The 17,821-nt window shown below is 38.1% G+C and carries 14 protein-coding genes and 1 pseudogene; 10 read left to right on the forward strand and 5 right to left on the reverse strand.

Features of this window, described 5'->3' with window-relative positions; genetic code table 11:
* Nucleotides 1–7 precede the first annotated feature (7 nt).
* Nucleotides 8–802 carry a class I SAM-dependent methyltransferase gene (locus C1642_RS04210; RefSeq protein ID WP_103235955.1) on the reverse strand — a complete coding sequence of 265 codons (795 nt, stop codon included), beginning with the start codon at nucleotides 800–802 and terminating at the stop codon, nucleotides 8–10.
* A 127-nt stretch (nucleotides 803–929) separates the two neighbouring features.
* Between C1642_RS04210 and C1642_RS04215 the strand changes: the two genes are divergently transcribed.
* The 8 genes and pseudogenes from C1642_RS04215 to astE all read left to right on the forward strand — a co-directional run bounded on the left by C1642_RS04215 (nucleotide 930) and on the right by astE (nucleotide 12,582).
* Nucleotides 930–2,207 carry a hypothetical protein gene (locus tag C1642_RS04215; RefSeq protein WP_002125615.1) on the forward strand — a complete coding sequence of 426 codons (1,278 nt, stop codon included), beginning with the start codon at nucleotides 930–932 and terminating at the stop codon, nucleotides 2,205–2,207.
* A gap of 412 nt (nucleotides 2,208–2,619) precedes the next feature.
* Nucleotides 2,620–4,045, forward strand: a pseudogene (locus C1642_RS04220) (amino acid permease).
* A 1,039-nt stretch (nucleotides 4,046–5,084) separates the two neighbouring features.
* Complete coding sequence (locus tag C1642_RS04225) at nucleotides 5,085–6,356, forward strand: Glu/Leu/Phe/Val family dehydrogenase (protein ID WP_001281781.1); 1,272 nt, start codon at nucleotides 5,085–5,087, stop codon at nucleotides 6,354–6,356.
* Nucleotides 6,357–6,500: 144 nt separating this feature from the next.
* Nucleotides 6,501–7,715 carry an aspartate aminotransferase family protein gene (locus C1642_RS04230; RefSeq protein WP_000437488.1) on the forward strand — a complete coding sequence of 405 codons (1,215 nt, stop codon included), beginning with the start codon at nucleotides 6,501–6,503 and terminating at the stop codon, nucleotides 7,713–7,715.
* Between the two features lie 18 nt (nucleotides 7,716–7,733).
* Nucleotides 7,734–8,765 carry an arginine N-succinyltransferase gene (astA, locus tag C1642_RS04235; protein WP_000973732.1) on the forward strand — a complete coding sequence of 344 codons (1,032 nt, stop codon included), beginning with the start codon at nucleotides 7,734–7,736 and terminating at the stop codon, nucleotides 8,763–8,765.
* Complete coding sequence (astD, locus tag C1642_RS04240) at nucleotides 8,765–10,234, forward strand: succinylglutamate-semialdehyde dehydrogenase (RefSeq protein ID WP_103235956.1); 1,470 nt, start codon at nucleotides 8,765–8,767, stop codon at nucleotides 10,232–10,234. Before astA ends, astD begins: the two co-directional genes overlap by 1 nt.
* A gap of 17 nt (nucleotides 10,235–10,251) precedes the next feature.
* Nucleotides 10,252–11,595: an N-succinylarginine dihydrolase gene (gene astB, locus C1642_RS04245; protein ID WP_103235957.1), complete on the forward strand. Its 1,344-nt coding sequence runs from the start codon at nucleotides 10,252–10,254 to the stop codon at nucleotides 11,593–11,595.
* 12 nt (nucleotides 11,596–11,607) lie between these two features.
* Nucleotides 11,608–12,582 carry a succinylglutamate desuccinylase gene (gene astE / locus C1642_RS04250; protein WP_103235958.1) on the forward strand — a complete coding sequence of 325 codons (975 nt, stop codon included), beginning with the start codon at nucleotides 11,608–11,610 and terminating at the stop codon, nucleotides 12,580–12,582.
* A 62-nt stretch (nucleotides 12,583–12,644) separates the two neighbouring features.
* Here astE and C1642_RS04255 read toward each other — a convergent pair whose 3' ends face one another.
* On the reverse strand, nucleotides 12,645–13,391 hold the full coding sequence (locus C1642_RS04255) for a hypothetical protein (RefSeq protein WP_103235959.1): 747 nt from the start codon (nucleotides 13,389–13,391) through the stop codon (nucleotides 12,645–12,647).
* A gap of 593 nt (nucleotides 13,392–13,984) precedes the next feature.
* Between C1642_RS04255 and C1642_RS04260 the strand changes: the two genes are divergently transcribed.
* Together C1642_RS04260 and C1642_RS04265 are read left to right on the forward strand one after the other, a co-directional pair.
* The gene (locus tag C1642_RS04260; RefSeq protein ID WP_086221421.1) at nucleotides 13,985–14,293 is read left to right on the forward strand and encodes a hypothetical protein; all 309 of its coding nucleotides are present in this window, start codon (nucleotides 13,985–13,987) and stop codon (nucleotides 14,291–14,293) included.
* A 35-nt stretch (nucleotides 14,294–14,328) separates the two neighbouring features.
* Nucleotides 14,329–15,684 (forward strand): S8 family serine peptidase, encoded by a 1,356-nt coding sequence (locus C1642_RS04265; RefSeq protein ID WP_001190943.1) that lies wholly within the window; start codon nucleotides 14,329–14,331, stop codon nucleotides 15,682–15,684.
* A 99-nt stretch (nucleotides 15,685–15,783) separates the two neighbouring features.
* On the opposite strand, the gene C1642_RS04270 is transcribed toward C1642_RS04265, so the two are convergent.
* The 3 genes from C1642_RS04270 to C1642_RS04280 all read right to left on the reverse strand — a co-directional run bounded on the left by C1642_RS04270 (nucleotide 15,784) and on the right by C1642_RS04280 (nucleotide 17,744).
* Entirely contained in the window at nucleotides 15,784–16,215 is a 432-nt protein-coding gene (locus tag C1642_RS04270; protein ID WP_001088069.1) for a hypothetical protein, read from the reverse strand.
* Between the two features lie 94 nt (nucleotides 16,216–16,309).
* Nucleotides 16,310–16,729 carry a hypothetical protein gene (locus tag C1642_RS04275; protein WP_000644154.1) on the reverse strand — a complete coding sequence of 140 codons (420 nt, stop codon included), beginning with the start codon at nucleotides 16,727–16,729 and terminating at the stop codon, nucleotides 16,310–16,312.
* A 148-nt stretch (nucleotides 16,730–16,877) separates the two neighbouring features.
* On the reverse strand, nucleotides 16,878–17,744 hold the full coding sequence (locus C1642_RS04280) for a LysR family transcriptional regulator (RefSeq protein ID WP_000355658.1): 867 nt from the start codon (nucleotides 17,742–17,744) through the stop codon (nucleotides 16,878–16,880).
* Nucleotides 17,745–17,821: the final 77 nt, after the last annotated feature.

Raw genomic sequence — 17,821 nt, forward strand, 5'->3', positions numbered from 1 at the left:
ACCGAACCTATTCTCTATGATTTGACGACGTATTTTTTTGAAAATGATATGCATATGTAATATATGGGAAATCAATCTGATCTTGTGGGCTTAGCCCTGTAAAATCATAAACAATTTTTTCAAACTGAGCTTTGAGCTGTAGTTGATCTTTTTCAGTCATTGCTGCAATAAAACTTGTTGAAAGTAACCGCTTACTCACCACTTGTTCGACAGTACCATGCTGCGATTGCGAAAAAGTATTTAAATTGTCAAAAGTAAATAAATCTTGCTCTTCAAAAACCTTTTTCCACCTTTCACTATGGTAACGAGGTGTATCACCTTCAAGTGGTAGTAGAAAATCCGCTAAGGCTTTTACCCAGTCTGTACTTTCATCGCGCTGGTTCCAAACAAGTCCTAAATGTCCTTGAGGTTTTAATACTCGATGGATTTCGGTCAATGTTTCTATGTTGTCAAACCAATGAAAAGATTGGGCACAAATGACAGCATCAATTTGTTGGTCATTTACCGGAATATTGTGGCTAAAGGCTTGTATAGTTTTAATATCAGGATAGGCTTGCTGAAGCTGTTGTAACATCTCGCCAATTGGCTCTACTGCAATAATATTGGCATGTGTCTGTTTTAAGTAAGGTAAGAATTTGCCAGTACCCGATCCAAGATCGATAACAGTAGAATTTTCATGTATTTGGAGCCGATCTTGTAGCCAACTTACTATTTCTACGGGATAATTTGGTCTAACTTGCTGATAAAGCTCAGCAGCAGAGCTGAAGCCTTTTTGAGCGGCAGGATGTAAGGATTGTGTCATATTTTGCGCTTTTTAATCTGACTGGCATCTATAAAATAAGATACTCCGCAATCATAAATTGGCAAAACACCTATTTTGTTTCATTTTTGACGATGTATGTGGGAGTAAATTTTCTTTCGGTGTGAGCATGGATAAGCAAATTATTTTTGAAGACGAACACATTAGAGCCATTTTTTTACAAGGCGATTCTAATACATTAGTTCTCTCTTTTGGCGATTTGATTACCCGGGCGAGTGGCTTATCTATCAATGCTGAAAAGTCTCTAATAAAGTACCAATACAATGTTATTGGGGTGATGCCAAAACAAAAATCATGGTTTCCAAAGGCCAGTATGGTTGAGCTGGCAAAAGTCATTTTGCCTATTATTCAGCGTTTTAAAAATATTGTAGGTTATGGCGGCTCAATGGGTGGCTATGCAGCAATTAAATATTCGAATTTATTAAATATGAATCGAATCATTGCATTTGTGCCTCAGTATTCAATTGACCCTGAACAAGTTGAAGACCGACGCTATGCTGAGTTCTTCAATGCTGTCGCGAATAAAGACATGCAAATTCAGCCGCAAGATGTAGATGTAAGTCGTGAATACATTATTGTTTATGACCCTTACTTTTCAATTGATCGCGAACATTACTTAAAAATAAAAGAGATCTTGCCAAGTTTACATACAATTCATTTGCCTTTTACAGGACATGAAGCTTTATCTGTATTGGCAAGCTCAAGCCTTTTACATGATTTTATTGAGCATGAATTTGATGAAACATATTTCTATCAACAAGTTCGTAAAATCAAAAAACAAAGTAAGTTCTATTATCGTAATGTTCTTGCAAATGTGCTGACATACCATGACAGCATGTTATTGAAAATATTGCGTCAAAATGACTTTCAGTTAGATGAACGTTATTTAGACAATCCGCTTAAGCAAGCGGTCACACGTAGTCTTATTAAAACAAAGCAAGCTACAGAGCAAGATTTTCAGAAGCTTGGAATTAAAATTCAGTATAGCCAGCAAGCTGAAAACCGTAAAAAAGGTTTGAAAAATCAATTTGATGCAATACTAGTATTTAATTTGATTAATCTAAAGCTTGAAACCTATGCTGTAGATGTAGTGTTGGCAAACCCATCATATTTGATTCCCATTGTGGCAGAACACACTGGGGTTGTTCAGATTGAATTAAATAATGAACTTTATTTGTTAGGGATGAATGACCGAAAAATTATTAAATTGTTTAAACAGGGTGATGCACTCACTTCGGATATGAGTCCGTTTGTTATTAAGCAATATTCTGATTTCTTTGCGTTAAGCTATAAGCAATTAAATTTAAATTGTGATGAACAAGGTGTATGTGATTACGTTGAAAGTTCCATTCAGCCATCTCAACAGTTTGTATTGACCAGTTACTAAGTTATTTCCTCGATTAAATAAAGCTCAAATCTCGAGATTTGAGCTTTATTTTTTGCTTAAAAAATATTTTTTATCAATTTATTTGTATATAAAATTAAAAGTCATTATTTAAATAAATAGTGTGTCTAATTTTTAAATAAAGATAGAGCTAAAAGTAGGTATAGTGAATTAAGTGAAAAATTATTATATTTTAAAAAGTATGATTTTTTAATTTATATAAATTAAAGAAATGATGTAAGATTAATTAAAATACAATAATTATCCTAATAATTATTAATTGTTTGTTTTTTAAATATATTTTATTTGGTTGGCAAAAGATTGCTTAAAATAACTCCACTATTCAAAGATAATTGCATATTTATTTTTTTATCCTAAAATGATTTTTTACTAAATTGTCGTTACAGTTTTTTATATGCAATCATTAAATTATCGGAATAATGATGCATCGCAACATGGAAGTTCTGCACCTTTGAAACGAGCAATGAGTACTCGACATTTGGTGATGATCTCCCTTGGCGGTGCCATAGGTACAGGTCTTTTTCTTGGGTCTGGCGACGTAATCTCTCAAGCAGGTCCAATTGGCGCAATTATCTCTTATTTCTTGGGCGGTTTAATTGCCTATACTGTTATGCTGTGTCTCGGTGAGCTAGCGGTTCATGTCCCTGAGTCTGGCTCTTTTGGTGAATACGCACGGCGTTATATCGGTCCAGGTACGGGGTATATGATTACTTGGCTATATTGGCTGACTTGGACTGCAACTTTGGGGACTGAGTTTACCGCTGCGGCCTTGTTGGTTCAGGAGTGGTTTCCATCTACCTCGGTGTGGGCTTGGACTCTTTTCTTTGGCGCCTTGGTTTTCTTTCTTAATGTAAGTTCAACCCGCTTATTTGCAGAGTCTGAATTTTGGTGTAAAAGTAATCACCATTATCTGTTTTATTGGTTTGGGGCTGCTTGCAATTTTCGGCTTTATTCCTTATCAGGGGCATGAAACAGCACCATTGTTCAGTAATTTGACTGCTCATGGTTGGTTCCCAAATGGTCTTTTCCCAATTTTTGCCACTATGCTTATCGTTAACTTTGCATTTTCTGGCACAGAATTAATTGGGGTGGCGGCTGGCGAAGCTGAGAATCCAGCAAAAACAGTTCCTAAGGCAATTAATGCGGCTATTTGGCGCTTATTGATTTTCTTTGTTGGTACGATTGTAGTGATTAGTTCACTATTGCCATACCACCTAGCAGGTCTTAGTGCAAATGATGTGAGCAGTAGCCCATTTGTGACTGTATTTAATTACATTGGTATTCCGTATGCAGAGGATATTATCCGTTTTGTAATTATTACAGCTTTACTATCAGCTGCTAACTCGGGTTTATTTGCTGCATCACGTATGATGTGGTCGCTTTCAGCAAAAAATCAATTACCTAAAATTTTCGCGAAACTCACGCCGTCTGGAACACCTATTATTGCCATTATTGTGACAATGTTTGGTGCTATTCCAGGATTGCTTTCAGAACAATTTGCACCAGAAACAATTTTTAAAAATTTGTTGGGTGTTGCTGCTTTTACAATGGTTGTCGTTTGGATTGCAATTTGTATTTCGCAATTTAACTTCCGTAGACAGTGGTATAAGTCAGGAAAAACAGTAAAAGATCTACGTTTCGCTGCACCACTTTTTCCTCTTACTCCAATTGTAGGTGGGCTATTCTGTATAGTTACTTGTATCAGTATGGTATTTGATCCTTCTATGCAAGTAGGCTTTATCTGCTGCATTATTTTTATCTTGCTATGCTATGTCAGCTATTTCATCTTTTATCGTAAAAAAGATATAGCTCAAAACTAAGTCTTTTGCTTACTTGGTTGTGTTGATTGAAGGCTCCTTATGGGGCCTTTTTTCATGGGCGCAACTTGAGCTTTAAAGTGAGTTTTATATATTTTTTTTGAAAATGATTTTTTTGTTTTGATAATAAAACCAAATATTGACACATAAATTAACCACTTGTCGGAATATTATTAATAGCTAATTATTATAAGTTTTTAAATAAGTATATGTTTATCATGGTTATTTAATAAAGAGATTGTTTAAATATTTATATATCTTTGTTTTGAATTAGAGAAACTGAATAAATATTATGAAAATTTATAGAAATTTTAAGAATTTTTTGAAAATTTTTGTTAATTAAGTAATTGTTATTAAATGATAATTTTTTAATCATTTTTAATTTTAATATTTTTTTAATTTCCATAAAATAAAATTATTATAGTGTAGTGTTTTTTTAGGTCTGGTTACTTTTTTATTATAAAAAATAGAGAAAATTGATTATTTTTTCTCTGCTTGTTTATTTTAAAATGTTCTAAATTAACTTGCTCTGTGCTATATTTACTTAAAGATTTTATGTCTATATGAAGGCTTGATTAACTCGCTTGAGTAGTGATGTGAAACTTGCAGTATTACTGAACAATTTTTATTTAAAAAGACTAATGGAGGGATCTATCGATTAGTCAAAAATAATTTTAGGGACTTATGGTTTTTTTGTTTCATGAACCCTAGTTCTTTTTAACTCCCAAACGGTTATGTCACCTCTTTTGTACTTATTTCCAGTCGACTTATTTGAGTTGGTTGCGGTGGAACTTTTGCTTTTATAAAGACTTTTTATAAATGGCAGATGAGGCAAAAGAAAGAATATTGTAAAAGATATCGATATATAAAAGTAAATCGTACTTTTGATATCACAAGATGGAATTTAAAAGGTCTAAAGCTTTAGAAGAGCTGAAGATTTTATAAATAAATCAAAACATTGTTATTGCAAGGTTTTGGTTGCTGAATAATAAAGACTGCAGATTTATCACATCTGAGTCTGTGTAGGTAGATAGGAAAAAAGATGTCAGATCTTTCATACGTAAACGAACATAGCGATGCATGGCAAACTTACTTGGCTCAAATTGACCGTGTAGCGCCATACTTAGAACATTTAGCTGATTATATCGATACTTTAAAACGCCCTAAGCGTGCGCTTATTGTGGACGTGCCAATTGTAATGGACGACGGTTCAATCCAGCACTTTGAAGGCTACCGTGTACAACACAACTTGTCTCGTGGTCCTGGTAAAGGTGGTGTTCGTTACCATCCAAATGTTGACTTAAATGAAGTGATGGCATTGTCTGCATGGATGACAATTAAAACTGCAGTTTTGAACTTGCCATTTGGTGGTGCAAAAGGTGGTATCCGTGTTGACCCACGTAAATTATCAAATCGTGAATTAGAGCGTTTAACTCGCCGTTATACGACTGAAATTGGTCACATTATCGGACCTCAAAAAGATATTCCTGCTCCAGATGTTGGTACAAATGCCAATATTATGGGTTGGATGATGGATACCTACTCTACTAGCCAAGGTCACACAGTGACTGGTGTTGTAACTGGTAAACCAGTGCACTTAGGCGGTTCTTTAGGTCGTGTGAAAGCAACTGGTCGCGGTGTATTCGTTACTGGTCGTGAAGTTGCTGCAAAAATCAACTTACCAATTGAAGGCGCGAAAGTTGCTGTTCAAGGTTTTGGTAACGTAGGTAGTGAAGCTGCTTTCTTATTTGTTGAATCAAAAGCAAAAATCACTCACGTTCAAGACCACACTGGCACAATTTTCAATGCTGATGGTATTGATCTTGTTGCGCTACGTGATCACGTAAATGCAAACCAAGGTGTTGGTGGTTTTGCTGGTGCACAAGCAATTGCAGATGAAGATTTCTGGACTGCAGAAGTAGACATCATTATTCCTGCTGCATTAGAAGGCCAAATTACAGTTGAGCGTGCTGAAAAACTTAAAGCTAAGTTGATTTTAGAAGGCGCGAACGGCCCGACTTATCCTAAAGCTGAAGATGTATTAGTTGAGCGTGGCATTGTTGTAGTTCCTGACGTTGTATGTAACGCCGGCGGTGTAACTGTAAGTTACTTCGAATGGGTTCAAGACATGGCGAGCTATTTCTGGAGCGAAGAAGAAATCAACGAGCGTTTAGACAAGTTGATGGTTCAGGCAATGGATGACGTTTGGAATACAGCGAACAAGAATGCTTGTACTTTACGTACAGCAGCTTACATCTTGGCATGTGAGCGTATCTTAAAAGCTCGTAAAGAACGCGGTATTTTCCCAGGCTAATCTGAGGAAACTACCTTTTAGGAAAGGTGGGCCGAGCAAATATAAAGGATGTTATAGGGTTATTTGTTCGGTCCCTTTTTCTAAATGAATTAAATTAAAGACAGTAAGACAGATTAAATAAATTAAATAGATACTGAGGTAAGCATGGAACAGCCAATTTCTGTAACTCGAAGCAACTTTAATGACTGGATGGTTCCAGTATTTGCACCGGCAAATTTCATTCCGGTACGTGGTGAAGGTTCACGTATCTGGGATCAAGAAAATAAAGAATATATCGATTTTGCAGGCGGGATTGCAGTAAATGCATTAGGTCATGCGCATCCAGTGGCAGTCAATGCGTTAACAGAACAAGCAAAAAAACTTTGGCACGTCGGTAATGGTTATACCAATGAACCAGTACTACGCCTTGCTAAACAACTCACCGAAAATACATTTGCCGATAAAGTATTCTTCTGTAACTCAGGTGCAGAAGCGAATGAAGCAGCATTAAAACTGGCTCGTAAAGTTGGACTCGACAGCGGTATTGCAGGTAAAAGTGGCATTGTGGCATTTAACAATGCTTTCCACGGCCGTACCTTATTTACCGTTTCAGCAGGCGGCCAGCCAAAATATTCACAAGACTTTGCACCACTTCCAAACGGTATTAGCCATGTTGCTTATAATGATTTAGAAGCAGCTAAAGCAGTCATAAATGAACAAACTTGTGCAGTAATTGTAGAGCCTGTACAAGGTGAAGGCGGAGTTATTCCGGCTGATATCGAATTTTTAAAAGGTTTACGTGAACTGTGTGATCAGTTCGGTGCCTTACTTATTTTTGATGAAGTACAAACTGGTGTGGGCCGTACAGGTGCACTTTATGCCTACATGAACTACGGTGTGATTCCAGATGTACTTACGACTGCAAAAGCATTGGGCGGTGGTTTCCCGGTCGGTGCAATGTTAACAACTGATAAATTTGCACCGCATTTTTCTGTCGGTACACATGGTACGACTTATGGTGGTAATCCGTTAGCAAGTGCGGTTGCAGGTGCAGTTTTTGAGTTTATTAATACACCAGAAGTACTTGAAGGCGTAAAACACCGTCATCAATATTTCCTTGATGCCTTAAATACTTTAAATGCTGAATATCAAGTATTTGATGAAATCCGTGGTCAAGGTCTATTGATTGGCTGTGTACTAAAAGCTGAATATGCAGGTAAAGCGAAAGACATTACCACATGGGCAGGCGAAGAAGGATTACTCGCTTTAATCGCAGGCCCTAACGTGGTTCGTTTCACTCCTTCTCTAATTATTCCTGAACAAGATATTGATGAAGGGATTGCTCGTTTAAAAAGAGCTTTGGCAAAGTTGGCTAAATAAAAAAAAGGAAAGCTAGCCATGATGATTGTCCGTCATGCCGAGTTTCGAGACCTTGAAGATATTTATAAATTAGCAGGTAAGTCAGGTGTTGGCCTGACTTCCTTGCCACAAAATATGGATACGCTTTCGGCTCGAATTTCACGTACTCGCAATACTTTAAATGGCAATGTTCATAAGAGTGAACAGGGATATTTGTTTGTTCTGGAAGATACCGAAGCTCAACGTGTTATTGGTGTAAGTGCAATTGAGGTTGCGGTAGGTTTAATTGAACCTTGGTACAACTTTCATGTGGGAACACAAGTACACGCTTCAAAAGCATTAAACGTATATAAATCATTACCAACTTTATTTTTAAGTAATGACAGAACAGGAAGTAGTGAGCTCTGTACATTATTTTTAGATCCGGAACGCCGTGAAAATCAAAACGGTAAATTTTTATCGAAAATCCGTTTTATGTTTATCGCAGCATTTAAGCAATATTTTGAGAAAAAATTAATTGCGGAAATGCGTGGCTACTCTGATGAAAATGGATGTTCACCTTTTTGGGATGCGATTGGGCACCATTTTTTCAATATGGATTTCTCAACTGCAGACTATTTAAGTGGTATTGGCCAAAAAGTTTTTATTGCCGAGCTGATGCCACGTTTTCCAGTCTATGTCGACCTTTTGCCAAAAGATGCGCAAGAAGTGATTGGAAAAATGCATCCACATACTTTGCCTGCTTATCATGTGCTTGAATCAGAAGGTTTACGTTATCAAGGATATGTCGATATTTTTGATGCGGGTCCAACTATTGAAGCGAATATTGATGAGTTGCGTGCAGTCAAAGAAAGTCAACTCTTAAACGTCAAAATTACCAATGAAGCAACAGTAGGTAAAACACAATACCTTGTTGCCAATGATAATTACCACGACTATCGGGCCATGTTATTGAAGCTTGATCTCGTAGATAACACTTTAAATTTAACGCATGAACAAGCTGAAAAACTCGGTGTACAAGAAGGTCACGCTGTTCGTGTGTTATCACTAAATCCTATGGAAGTATCCTGATGTCAAACTCTTTATTTATAAACGGTGTCTGGTTACAAGGCAGCGGTACAACATTTGTAAAAACAAACCCGGTTGATAACCAAACTGTATGGTCAGGTGCTGAAGCTACGGCTAGTGATGTTGAGAAAGCTTGCCAAGCTGCTCGTATAGCATTCCCAGCGTGGGCGCGTTTAGCTTTTGCTGAGCGTGTGGCGATTGTAGAAAAGTTTGCAGCTTTGCTTGAAGAAAATAAAAAGCATTTAGCGGAAGTGATTAGCCAAGAAACCAGTAAGCCTTTTTGGGAAACATTAACTGAAGTTCAGTCAATGATTGGCAAGGTTGCAATTTCGATTCGTGCTTATCACCAACGTACCGGTGAAAGCTCAACTGAAATGGCAGATGGAGTGGCATCTTTACGTCACCGCCCACATGGCGTACTTGCAGTTTTTGGTCCATATAACTTCCCGGGCCACTTGCCGAACGGACATATTGTTCCAGCGTTACTTGCTGGTAACACAGTTGTATTCAAACCAAGTGAATTAACGCCTTGGACTGCTGAAGAAACTGTAAAACTTTGGCAACAAGCCGGTTTGCCAAATGGTGTAATGAATTTGGTGCAAGGTGGTCGTACCACGGGTGAAGCGCTAGCTGCCTCACATGAAATTGATGGCCTCTTGTTTACTGGAAGTGCAAACACAGGTTATCACCTACACAAACAAATGGCGGGTGCTCCTGAGAAAATTCTTGCGCTTGAAATGGGCGGCAATAATGCATTGATTATCGATGAAATCGAAAATATGGATGCTGTTGTTAACCTCACTATTCAATCTGCATTTGTTTCGGCAGGGCAGCGTTGTACATGTGCGCGCCGTATCTTGGTAAAAAATGGTGCGCAAGGCGATGCATTTATTCAACGTTTTGTTGAGGTTGCTAAAAACTTAAAAGTTGGTCGTTGGAACGATGAGCAACAACCATTTATGGGCGGCGTAATTTCATCGGCTGCTGCAACAAACATGATGAATGCTCAGCAAAAGTTGCTTGAGCTTGGTGCAAAAAGCTTGTTGCCAATGACACGTCCTCAAGAAGACAGCTCATTACTTACTCCAGGCATTATTGACGTAACAGGTGTGGCGGGTATTCCAGATGAAGAATATTTCGGTCCGCTTACCACTATTCAGCGTTATGACAGTTTTGATGAAGCATTAAAAATTGCCAATGCAACTCGTTTTGGCTTGTCGGTTGGTTTGGTTTCTCCAAAACGTGAACTGTTTGATGACTTACTCATTGAAGCACGTGCCGGAATTGTGAACTGGAACAAACCATTAACAGGAGCATCGAGTGCAGCACCATTTGGTGGTGTAGGAGCTTCAGGTAATCACCGTGCAAGTGCATTTTATGCTGCTGACTACTGTGCTTGGCCAATGGCTTCACTCGAAAGTGAAAGCTTGACGTTGCCAGAAAAATTATCTCCAGGGATTGTGTTGCCTTAACACTAGGGAAAGAAAAAATGAAAGGATATGAAGTAAATTTTGATGGTTTAGTGGGACCAACACATCACTATGCGGGTTTGTCTTTTGGTAATGAAGCATCGACCAAAAACCGTAATAATTTATCTAACCCAAAATTGGCGGCGAAACAAGGCTTATTAAAAATGAAAGCTTTGGCTGACATGGGCATGAAACAAGGAGTACTTGCTCCGCATGAGCGTCCACATGTTCCGATGTTACGCCGTTTAGGTTTTACCGGAGATGACATTAGTGTTGTGGCTCAAGCAATGCGTTATTCACCAGAGCTACTGTCATCTTTAAGCTCAGCTTCTCCAATGTGGACTGCAAATGCTGCGACTGTTTCACCTTCGGCTGATAGCCAAGATGAGCGCGTGCATTTTACAGCGGCTAACCTGAACAATAAATTTCACCGTTCAATTGAAGCTGAAACTACAAGCCAAGTTTTACAAGCCATCTTTAAAAATGAACGTCATTTTGTACACCATGAAGCTTTACCGCAAGTGGCTTTGTTCGGTGATGAAGGGGCAGCAAATCACAATCGTTTAGGTGGTGATTATGCTAAACGCGGTGTTCAGGTGTTTGTTTATGGTCAACAACATTTAAATAATGGTTTACCGGGACCAAAACGTTATCCTGCACGTCAGACACGTGAAGCGAGCGAGGCAATTGCACGATTGCACCGTTTAGATGAATCACATACCGTTTTTGTTCAGCAAAACCCGGATGTAATTGATCAGGGCGTTTTCCATAACGATGTGATCGCGGTAAGTAACCAGCAGGTTTTATTCCACCATCAACATGCATTTTTAAATCAAGATCAGGCATTTGCCGAAATTCGTCAGAAAATGGCAAGCCTCGGTGAAGACTTTATTTCAATTGAAGTGCCTGAAAACCGTGTGACTGTGGACGATGCTGTTGCAACATATTTATTTAATAGTCAGATTTTGACTCGTCCAGATGGCGGAATGACCATTGTTGTGCCTGAAGAGTCTCGCCAAAATGCTGCAGTGTGGAGCTATTTGAATGACATGATTCAAATGGGTACACCAATTGATGCAATTCAGGTTTATGACTTGCGTGAAAGTATGCGTAACGGTGGTGGTCCGGCTTGTTTACGTTTACGTGTAGCATTAAATGAAACCGAATTAAATGCCGTAAATCCCAAAGTTCTCATGAATGATCAATTGTTTATGACACTTAATCAGTGGGTAGATAAACACTATCGTGATCGTTTAGCACAAGAAGATTTGGCAGATCCGCATTTACTCATGGAAAGCCGTATGGCACTTGATGAACTGACTAAAATTTTAGGTTTAGGTTCGGTTTATCCTTTCCAAAAATAATGAGGAGGTGACATGCAAGATTTTCTAGCATTAACCTTACAAGGTGAGCAACCTGCAACGCGCGAGGGAAAACAAGCAAATTTTTCTTGGCGTTGGTTAGGTGAGGGACTTCTTGAATGTACACCACATGCGCAGTACGACAAAGCTGTCGTACTGTCAGCTGGAGTACATGGGAATGAAACGGCACCAATTGAATTGCTATCTCATCTTTGCACCGGTTTATTTGCCGGGCGTTTAAAGCTTGCGGTGAGATTATTGCTTGTATTGGGTAATCCCTATGCGATGCGTCAAGGCAAGCGTTATGTACATGACGATGTAAACCGTATGTTCTGTGGTGGGTATAAAAATCTGCCTGTAACTGAAGAATCTAAGCGTGCTGAGGTTTTAGAGCAAACTGTTGCCACCTTCTTTCAGGAAAGTTCGAGTCAGGCAAAACGTTATCATTATGATTTGCACACAGCAATTCGGGCTTCATTATTGCCAACATTTGCTTTATTTCCATATCAAACGCATGGCTATGATGCTGATTTAACAGCAAGTCTTGAAGCAGCTGATTTGGATGCTTTGGTTTATCATAATGCGGTAGGTAAAACATTTACCCATTTTACGAGTGAGAATTTTAAGGCGGCGAGTGCAACTTTAGAGTTAGGCAAAGCATTGCCATTTGGACAAAATGACTTGAGTCAATTTGCTTCAATTGATGAAGTCATTCGTAACGTGGTTTCTGAGCAAGCTTTACCAGTGCGGAATAAACCAAAAATTCGTGTGTTTCAGGTATCTGACTCTTTAATAAAAAAAGATGAAGAGTTCCACATGAATTTATCTGCTGAGGCTCCAAACTTTTCAACTTTTACTAAAGGCGAAATCATTGCGACTCAGCCTTCTGGTAACTATGTAGTTGAACAAGATCAGGTCTGGATTTTATTCCCAAACCCGAATGTGAAGATCGGTTTACGTGCAGGCCTGGTTTTAACTGAAACAATCTGAATAGTTAATTTTAGGCAAATAAAAAAGGGCGATGAATCGCCCTTTTTTTATTGCTAACTTAATTAGTTAGTACCGAAAAGACCTTTAATAAAAGATTTCTTTTCGCCTTTTTGTGTAGACGCTTGAGCGCCTGCATTTACGTTTGCATTTGCATTAATACCAGCAACATTAACACCAACGTTTACACCTGTTTGAGCGTTAACTCCATGAGCTGGTTGAGCTGTATTTAATTTTGCTTGAGCATCAGCTTTAGTGTCAGCAACGAATTCTTTTTGCTCAGCTTGGTTTTGAGCTACACGAGTTTTTACTGCATCTACATGCGCTTGGGCATTAGTTTGTTTTTCAGCAGTAAATTCTTTTTGGTCAGCTTGTTTTTCTGCAACTTTAGTTTTTACAGCATCAACACGTGCTTTAGTATCAGCTTTAGCTTCAACTGCTAGATTTTTAGTACCATTTACAGCTTTAGTCGCTACATCTTTAGTACCTGTTACTGCCTCGGTAGCAAAATGCTTAGTACCATTTGCAGCTTTAGTCGCTACATTTTTAGTAGAAGAAAGTTCAGTCACTTTTCCTGTTGTTTTTTTAGTTGCTTTAACCGTAGTGTCAGCAGCTACATGACCCGCATGCTTTGCTGTGCTGCCTACAGTGTGTGCAGTATTTTTGACTGTATTGGCTACGCCACTAACAAGACCACCCGGTTGTACGTTGACTTGAGCAGAAGCACCTGCATTAACGCCCGCACTTTGTGCAAAAATAGAGGCAGAAGCAAGAACACTTGCAGTAACGATAGCTGTTTTCATCATTTTCATTGCGATATCCTTCAAAGAATATACCCTTTTAGTGAGGTATTTCATAAACGCAATTGCATCATAGCTAAGGAAATATGAGCTTGGGAACTCACTTCATCAAAACGTTACAACAGTGTTACATTGAGTAAACAGACTAGGGATAAATTGTGAAGATTAATAAAAATTAATAATAAAGTGAAAAAGAACATTTATTTTTTAGTTATTCTTATTAAGCTGGTCCTATTTCCATCTTACAGCTTTTTAACCTTCATCTCCTAAATTTTTCTATTGTTGTTCATGTGATACATGCCTATATCTCTAAATGTGATGTGTTTCTCATTATTTATTGGAGAAAACGGCATAATAATTGCTTATTATGAGAATATAGTGCTTTTTTAGCACTTTTTTGAACCTTATTCTGCCAGAAATATAAACGTAAAGGGCAGAACTGTATTTTTGCTTATTCGAGAAAAGATATTTTAGCTTTTCTCATGTTTATACATTTTATGAAATAGAAATTTCACATGAAATGTAATTCAAGAAATGTCTCTTTATTTCGAATAATCAAAAATAAATATAGATATCTATAAACAAAAGAACAGAGATCTTAAATGATGAAAATTATAGCTTCCCTACTTGTAATAGTCGGCTTGATCGCCGTTGTTCTTTATTTCAAACCCACAAGCGGTGCATCTGATGTGTTCAATTCTGCTTTACATGAGACGAATTCACCGCAACCAGATACTTCATCTTCCCTTTCTAAACTTAAGGAGCCTACTCAACCTAAAAACGTATCTTTAAATTCAAACCACTCTCAACCGGTATCAGCAGATGCCGTTCCTTTCTATGACACAAAAAGTGATCCTTCGATTCAACCGATTGATCCAGAAAAAGATCCAGCAAATGAAATAAAAGCGAAATAAGCAAATTGTTAGTTGAAAAACTACGGAGAAAAATAATGCAAAGTAAAACGTTGTTTCTATTAGGTCTATGTACAATTTTCAGTACAACTGTGTCCGCTCTTCCTTTGGATTCCAAAGGGGCCAAACAGCGGTTAAGTCAGGCAGCAAAACAAAAAGTGTTCCAAGGTAAAATAGATTTAGATGCCTTGGTTAGTAATGATTCAAACGATTTAATTGTCGAATACAATATTCCTTCATCGAGCGTACCTTCCGGTTTAGAACGGCGAAGTTATATTGCTACAAATAAAAAGAATCTTCAGACAAGGTTTAATCGTGCCGGCGGTGTACAAGTACTTCGGGATTACAATAACCTGCCTTTGGCTTTTTATCGGATTAGTAACCGTGAGGCTTTAGTATCTTTATTAAATGATCCGAACGTTAAAGCAGTTTATCCAAACCGTATTAACCGTACTACAACTACTGAAAGTTTGCCTTTGATTAATCAACCACAAGCCAATACCAATGGTTTTACGGGGGAGGGATCGAGTGTTGCTGTGCTGGATACAGGGGTAAATTATCTACATTCAGATTTCGGATGTACCGCTGTGAATACTCCATCAAGTACTTGCCGTGTGGTTTATTCTTTTGATAGTGCACCAGATGATGGCACTTTGGATGATGATGGGCATGGCAGTAACGTTTCCGCTATTGTGTCGAAAGTCGCTACTAAAACTAAAATTATTGGTATTGATGTCTTTAGAAAGGTCAGATCCCAAGGGAAGTGGGTAAGCACTGCTTATGATAGTGATATTCTCGCGGGGATTAACTGGGCTGTAAACAATGCACAAACCTATAATATTAAAGCGGTGAATTTGAGCCTTGGTGTGCCGGGAGTCAAATATACCTCTGAGTGTAGCGATAGCAGTTATGGAACAGCATTTGCCAATGCGCGAGCTGCTGGCGTGGTTCCGGTTGTAGCCTCTGGTAATGATGCCTTCCCTGACGGCATTTCATCTCCTGCTTGTGTGGCAGGAGCAGTAAGGGTAGGTGCTGTTTATGATAGTAATATTGGTGGTGTGTCATGGGGTAACCCCGTGAAATGTTCTGACCCAACTACAGCAGCAGATAAGGTAGCCTGCTTTAGTAATGGGGGAAGCCTTGTGACTTTATTGGCGCCGGGTGCAATGATTACCGCAGGTGGCTATACCATGGGCGGTACCTCTCAAGCGACACCACACGTGGCAGGCGCGATTGCTCTATTGAGAGCGAATAGCGTGAGTCCAACAGAAAGTATCGATCAAACCATTAGCCGGTTAAAAGCTACGGGTAAACCTATTACTGACTCAAGAACGGGCTTGGTTTTCCCACGGATTGATTTACTGGCGGCAACCAATGGTTTAACCGTTAACTAAATAGCATATTTATAATTTTTTATTAGGTCCAAAAAATTTAAATGGCTATGGCTCGTTGCAAAAGATAACTTCTGCAACGAGTTTTTTTATGAAAAAGCCTTAATCACACTTTGCTAAGTTATCTTTACTAAAATTACTTTGAAGTTTTTTGAAATTATTTTGAATTTCGGGATCTTGGATATTAAAAGTGGTAGAGCTTTTGGTTGTCGAATTGGTCGCTTGACTTAATATGCCAGAAGAGTCTGGATATTGCTCTGTAAATGATTGAGCTGAAATCAGGCCTTTATTATTAAAAATCCAATGTTCAGTTACTTGTCCACCACCTAAATAACCCGTAAATTCAATCATACAAGCTTGCTTATCGTGTTTAATGAGTTTGGCTACATTGCCTGTAGTGGTTGGATAAGCTTCGATATTGGTATCTTGTTCTAAAACTTGTGCCTGAGGATAAGAAGAAAGAGGTGCGGTAGTTGCACATGCAGTTAATGCTAAGCAGCACAGGGTAGAAAAGAGAAGTTTTTGACTGTTCATAAGGCAGGTTCCTAGCTCTTTGTAGTTGATGTATGTCTTTTTTAAAGTGTGTTTCTTTGGAAGCGCGATATGATCGCGCTACTCTGATTTAATTTTAATTGGCAGTCGTACTAGATTTACTTAGCTCACCTTGTTCGATTGGAATATTTTCACCGTTTCTACTGCTGGTGATATTTTGCTTAGCTTGTTCTATTTTCTGTTCAGTAAATACTTTGGCTGTATCCGCTTTTTGTTGAACAACTTCTGCTTTTTCGGCGGTAAATTCTTTCGTATCTTTCCATTTTTCACTAATTTTATTTGAAGTTTTTTCAGAAGCGCCTTGAATAGAATCTCCTAAATTTTGAATGCCTTTTCCTGTTTTATATAACAGTACGCGGCCTAAGCTTGGATTATCACCATAAGGCATTGTCTTAGAAGTTGCTTCATTCACTTGTTGAGGTTGAGGTGTTTCAGCAAAGAGAGATGATGAAACCAAGATAGAGCTTGTAATACATAAAATTTTTATGGCTTTCATTTTGGATTAATCTCCCCAATGACTATCAAAATATGGATAGCTGATCTTACTGTTAAAAATAAATCTTGTGCAGACATGAGATAAAACCCATACGATTCGATTACGAGAAATCATCATTTGAAGGGAATAGCATCATTACCCAAATGCTTTATAAACAAAACTCAGACTTAATCAATTCTATAAACATGTCTCTCGCTTTATGGTTGCTGACATTTTTATGCCAGAAAAAATGATTTTGCATAAAAGCAAGATATTCAAATTTATAACTTTGGATATGCACTAAATTTTTATATTGTTCATAAATACTCTTAGGCACTAACGCCACTCCAGAACCCGCACTTACACACCCAATAATGGTGGCATAACTGGTAATACTGGTGATAGGGAGAGAGATATTCTTCAGTTTAAGCCATTCTTCAAGAGCTGCGCGGTAAGGACAGCCTTCAGTCCACATAAAAATTTCTTTACCAATCAGATCTTCTTGGCAATGAATTTCTCCTAAAGAATGAGATGCAATTAAGACCATGTCTTCTTGATAAATACTAAGTTTATTGAGCATAGGAAACTCAATATTGCCTGCAACAATTGCACCATCAAGTTTGTGCTGAGAAATATCGACTAGTAGCTGTTTCCATGTGCCAGTAATAATTTGAATAGAAACTTCTGGATAACGTTGATGATATTTTGCAAGTAAGTTGGGCAGGCGAGTTGTAGCAGAAGATTCAATAGCTCCAATTTTGAGCGGGCCAGAGGGCGGTGCATCTGGATGAATACTTCGTTTCGCTTCATCGCATAGCGCTAAAATTTTATGGCAATAATCGAGAAAGATTTCTCCTGATGGGGTGAGTTTTAAGCTTTTTCCTTCACGATAAAACAGCGGTGCGCCTAGTTCTTCTTCAAGTTGCTTAATGCGTGTAGTGATATTGGAGGGTACGCAATGTAGTTGTAGTGATGCTTTAGCCATGGTTCCGCATTCAACCACGGTTTGAAACATTTTTAACTGGGTAATATCCATATTTAATCATTCACTTTTAATGAATATTTGACTCAATATAAGTTAATTTTATTCAACTATCTATGCGCATATGATGA

Source organism: Acinetobacter sp. AKBS16 (assembly GCF_002899995.1).
Taxonomy (GTDB): Bacteria; Pseudomonadota; Gammaproteobacteria; order Pseudomonadales; family Moraxellaceae; genus Acinetobacter; species Acinetobacter baumannii.

Excerpts from the sequence above, each read along its gene's own strand:
- C1642_RS04210 (WP_103235955.1), bottom strand. The coding sequence starts at position 802 with ATGACACAATCCTTACATCCTGCCGCTCAAAAAGGCTTCAGCTCTGCT.
- C1642_RS04215 (WP_002125615.1), top strand. The coding sequence starts at position 930 with ATGGATAAGCAAATTATTTTTGAAGACGAACACATTAGAGCCATTTTT.
- C1642_RS04225 (WP_001281781.1), top strand. The coding sequence starts at position 5,085 with ATGTCAGATCTTTCATACGTAAACGAACATAGCGATGCATGGCAAACT.
- C1642_RS04230 (WP_000437488.1), top strand. The coding sequence starts at position 6,501 with ATGGAACAGCCAATTTCTGTAACTCGAAGCAACTTTAATGACTGGATG.
- astA (WP_000973732.1), top strand. The coding sequence starts at position 7,734 with ATGATGATTGTCCGTCATGCCGAGTTTCGAGACCTTGAAGATATTTAT.
- astD (WP_103235956.1), top strand. The coding sequence starts at position 8,765 with ATGTCAAACTCTTTATTTATAAACGGTGTCTGGTTACAAGGCAGCGGT.
- astB (WP_103235957.1), top strand. The coding sequence starts at position 10,252 with ATGAAAGGATATGAAGTAAATTTTGATGGTTTAGTGGGACCAACACAT.
- astE (WP_103235958.1), top strand. The coding sequence starts at position 11,608 with ATGCAAGATTTTCTAGCATTAACCTTACAAGGTGAGCAACCTGCAACG.
- C1642_RS04255 (WP_103235959.1), bottom strand. The coding sequence starts at position 13,391 with ATGAAAATGATGAAAACAGCTATCGTTACTGCAAGTGTTCTTGCTTCT.
- C1642_RS04260 (WP_086221421.1), top strand. The coding sequence starts at position 13,985 with ATGAAAATTATAGCTTCCCTACTTGTAATAGTCGGCTTGATCGCCGTT.
- C1642_RS04265 (WP_001190943.1), top strand. The coding sequence starts at position 14,329 with ATGCAAAGTAAAACGTTGTTTCTATTAGGTCTATGTACAATTTTCAGT.
- C1642_RS04270 (WP_001088069.1), bottom strand. The coding sequence starts at position 16,215 with ATGAACAGTCAAAAACTTCTCTTTTCTACCCTGTGCTGCTTAGCATTA.
- C1642_RS04275 (WP_000644154.1), bottom strand. The coding sequence starts at position 16,729 with ATGAAAGCCATAAAAATTTTATGTATTACAAGCTCTATCTTGGTTTCA.
- C1642_RS04280 (WP_000355658.1), bottom strand. The coding sequence starts at position 17,744 with ATGGATATTACCCAGTTAAAAATGTTTCAAACCGTGGTTGAATGCGGA.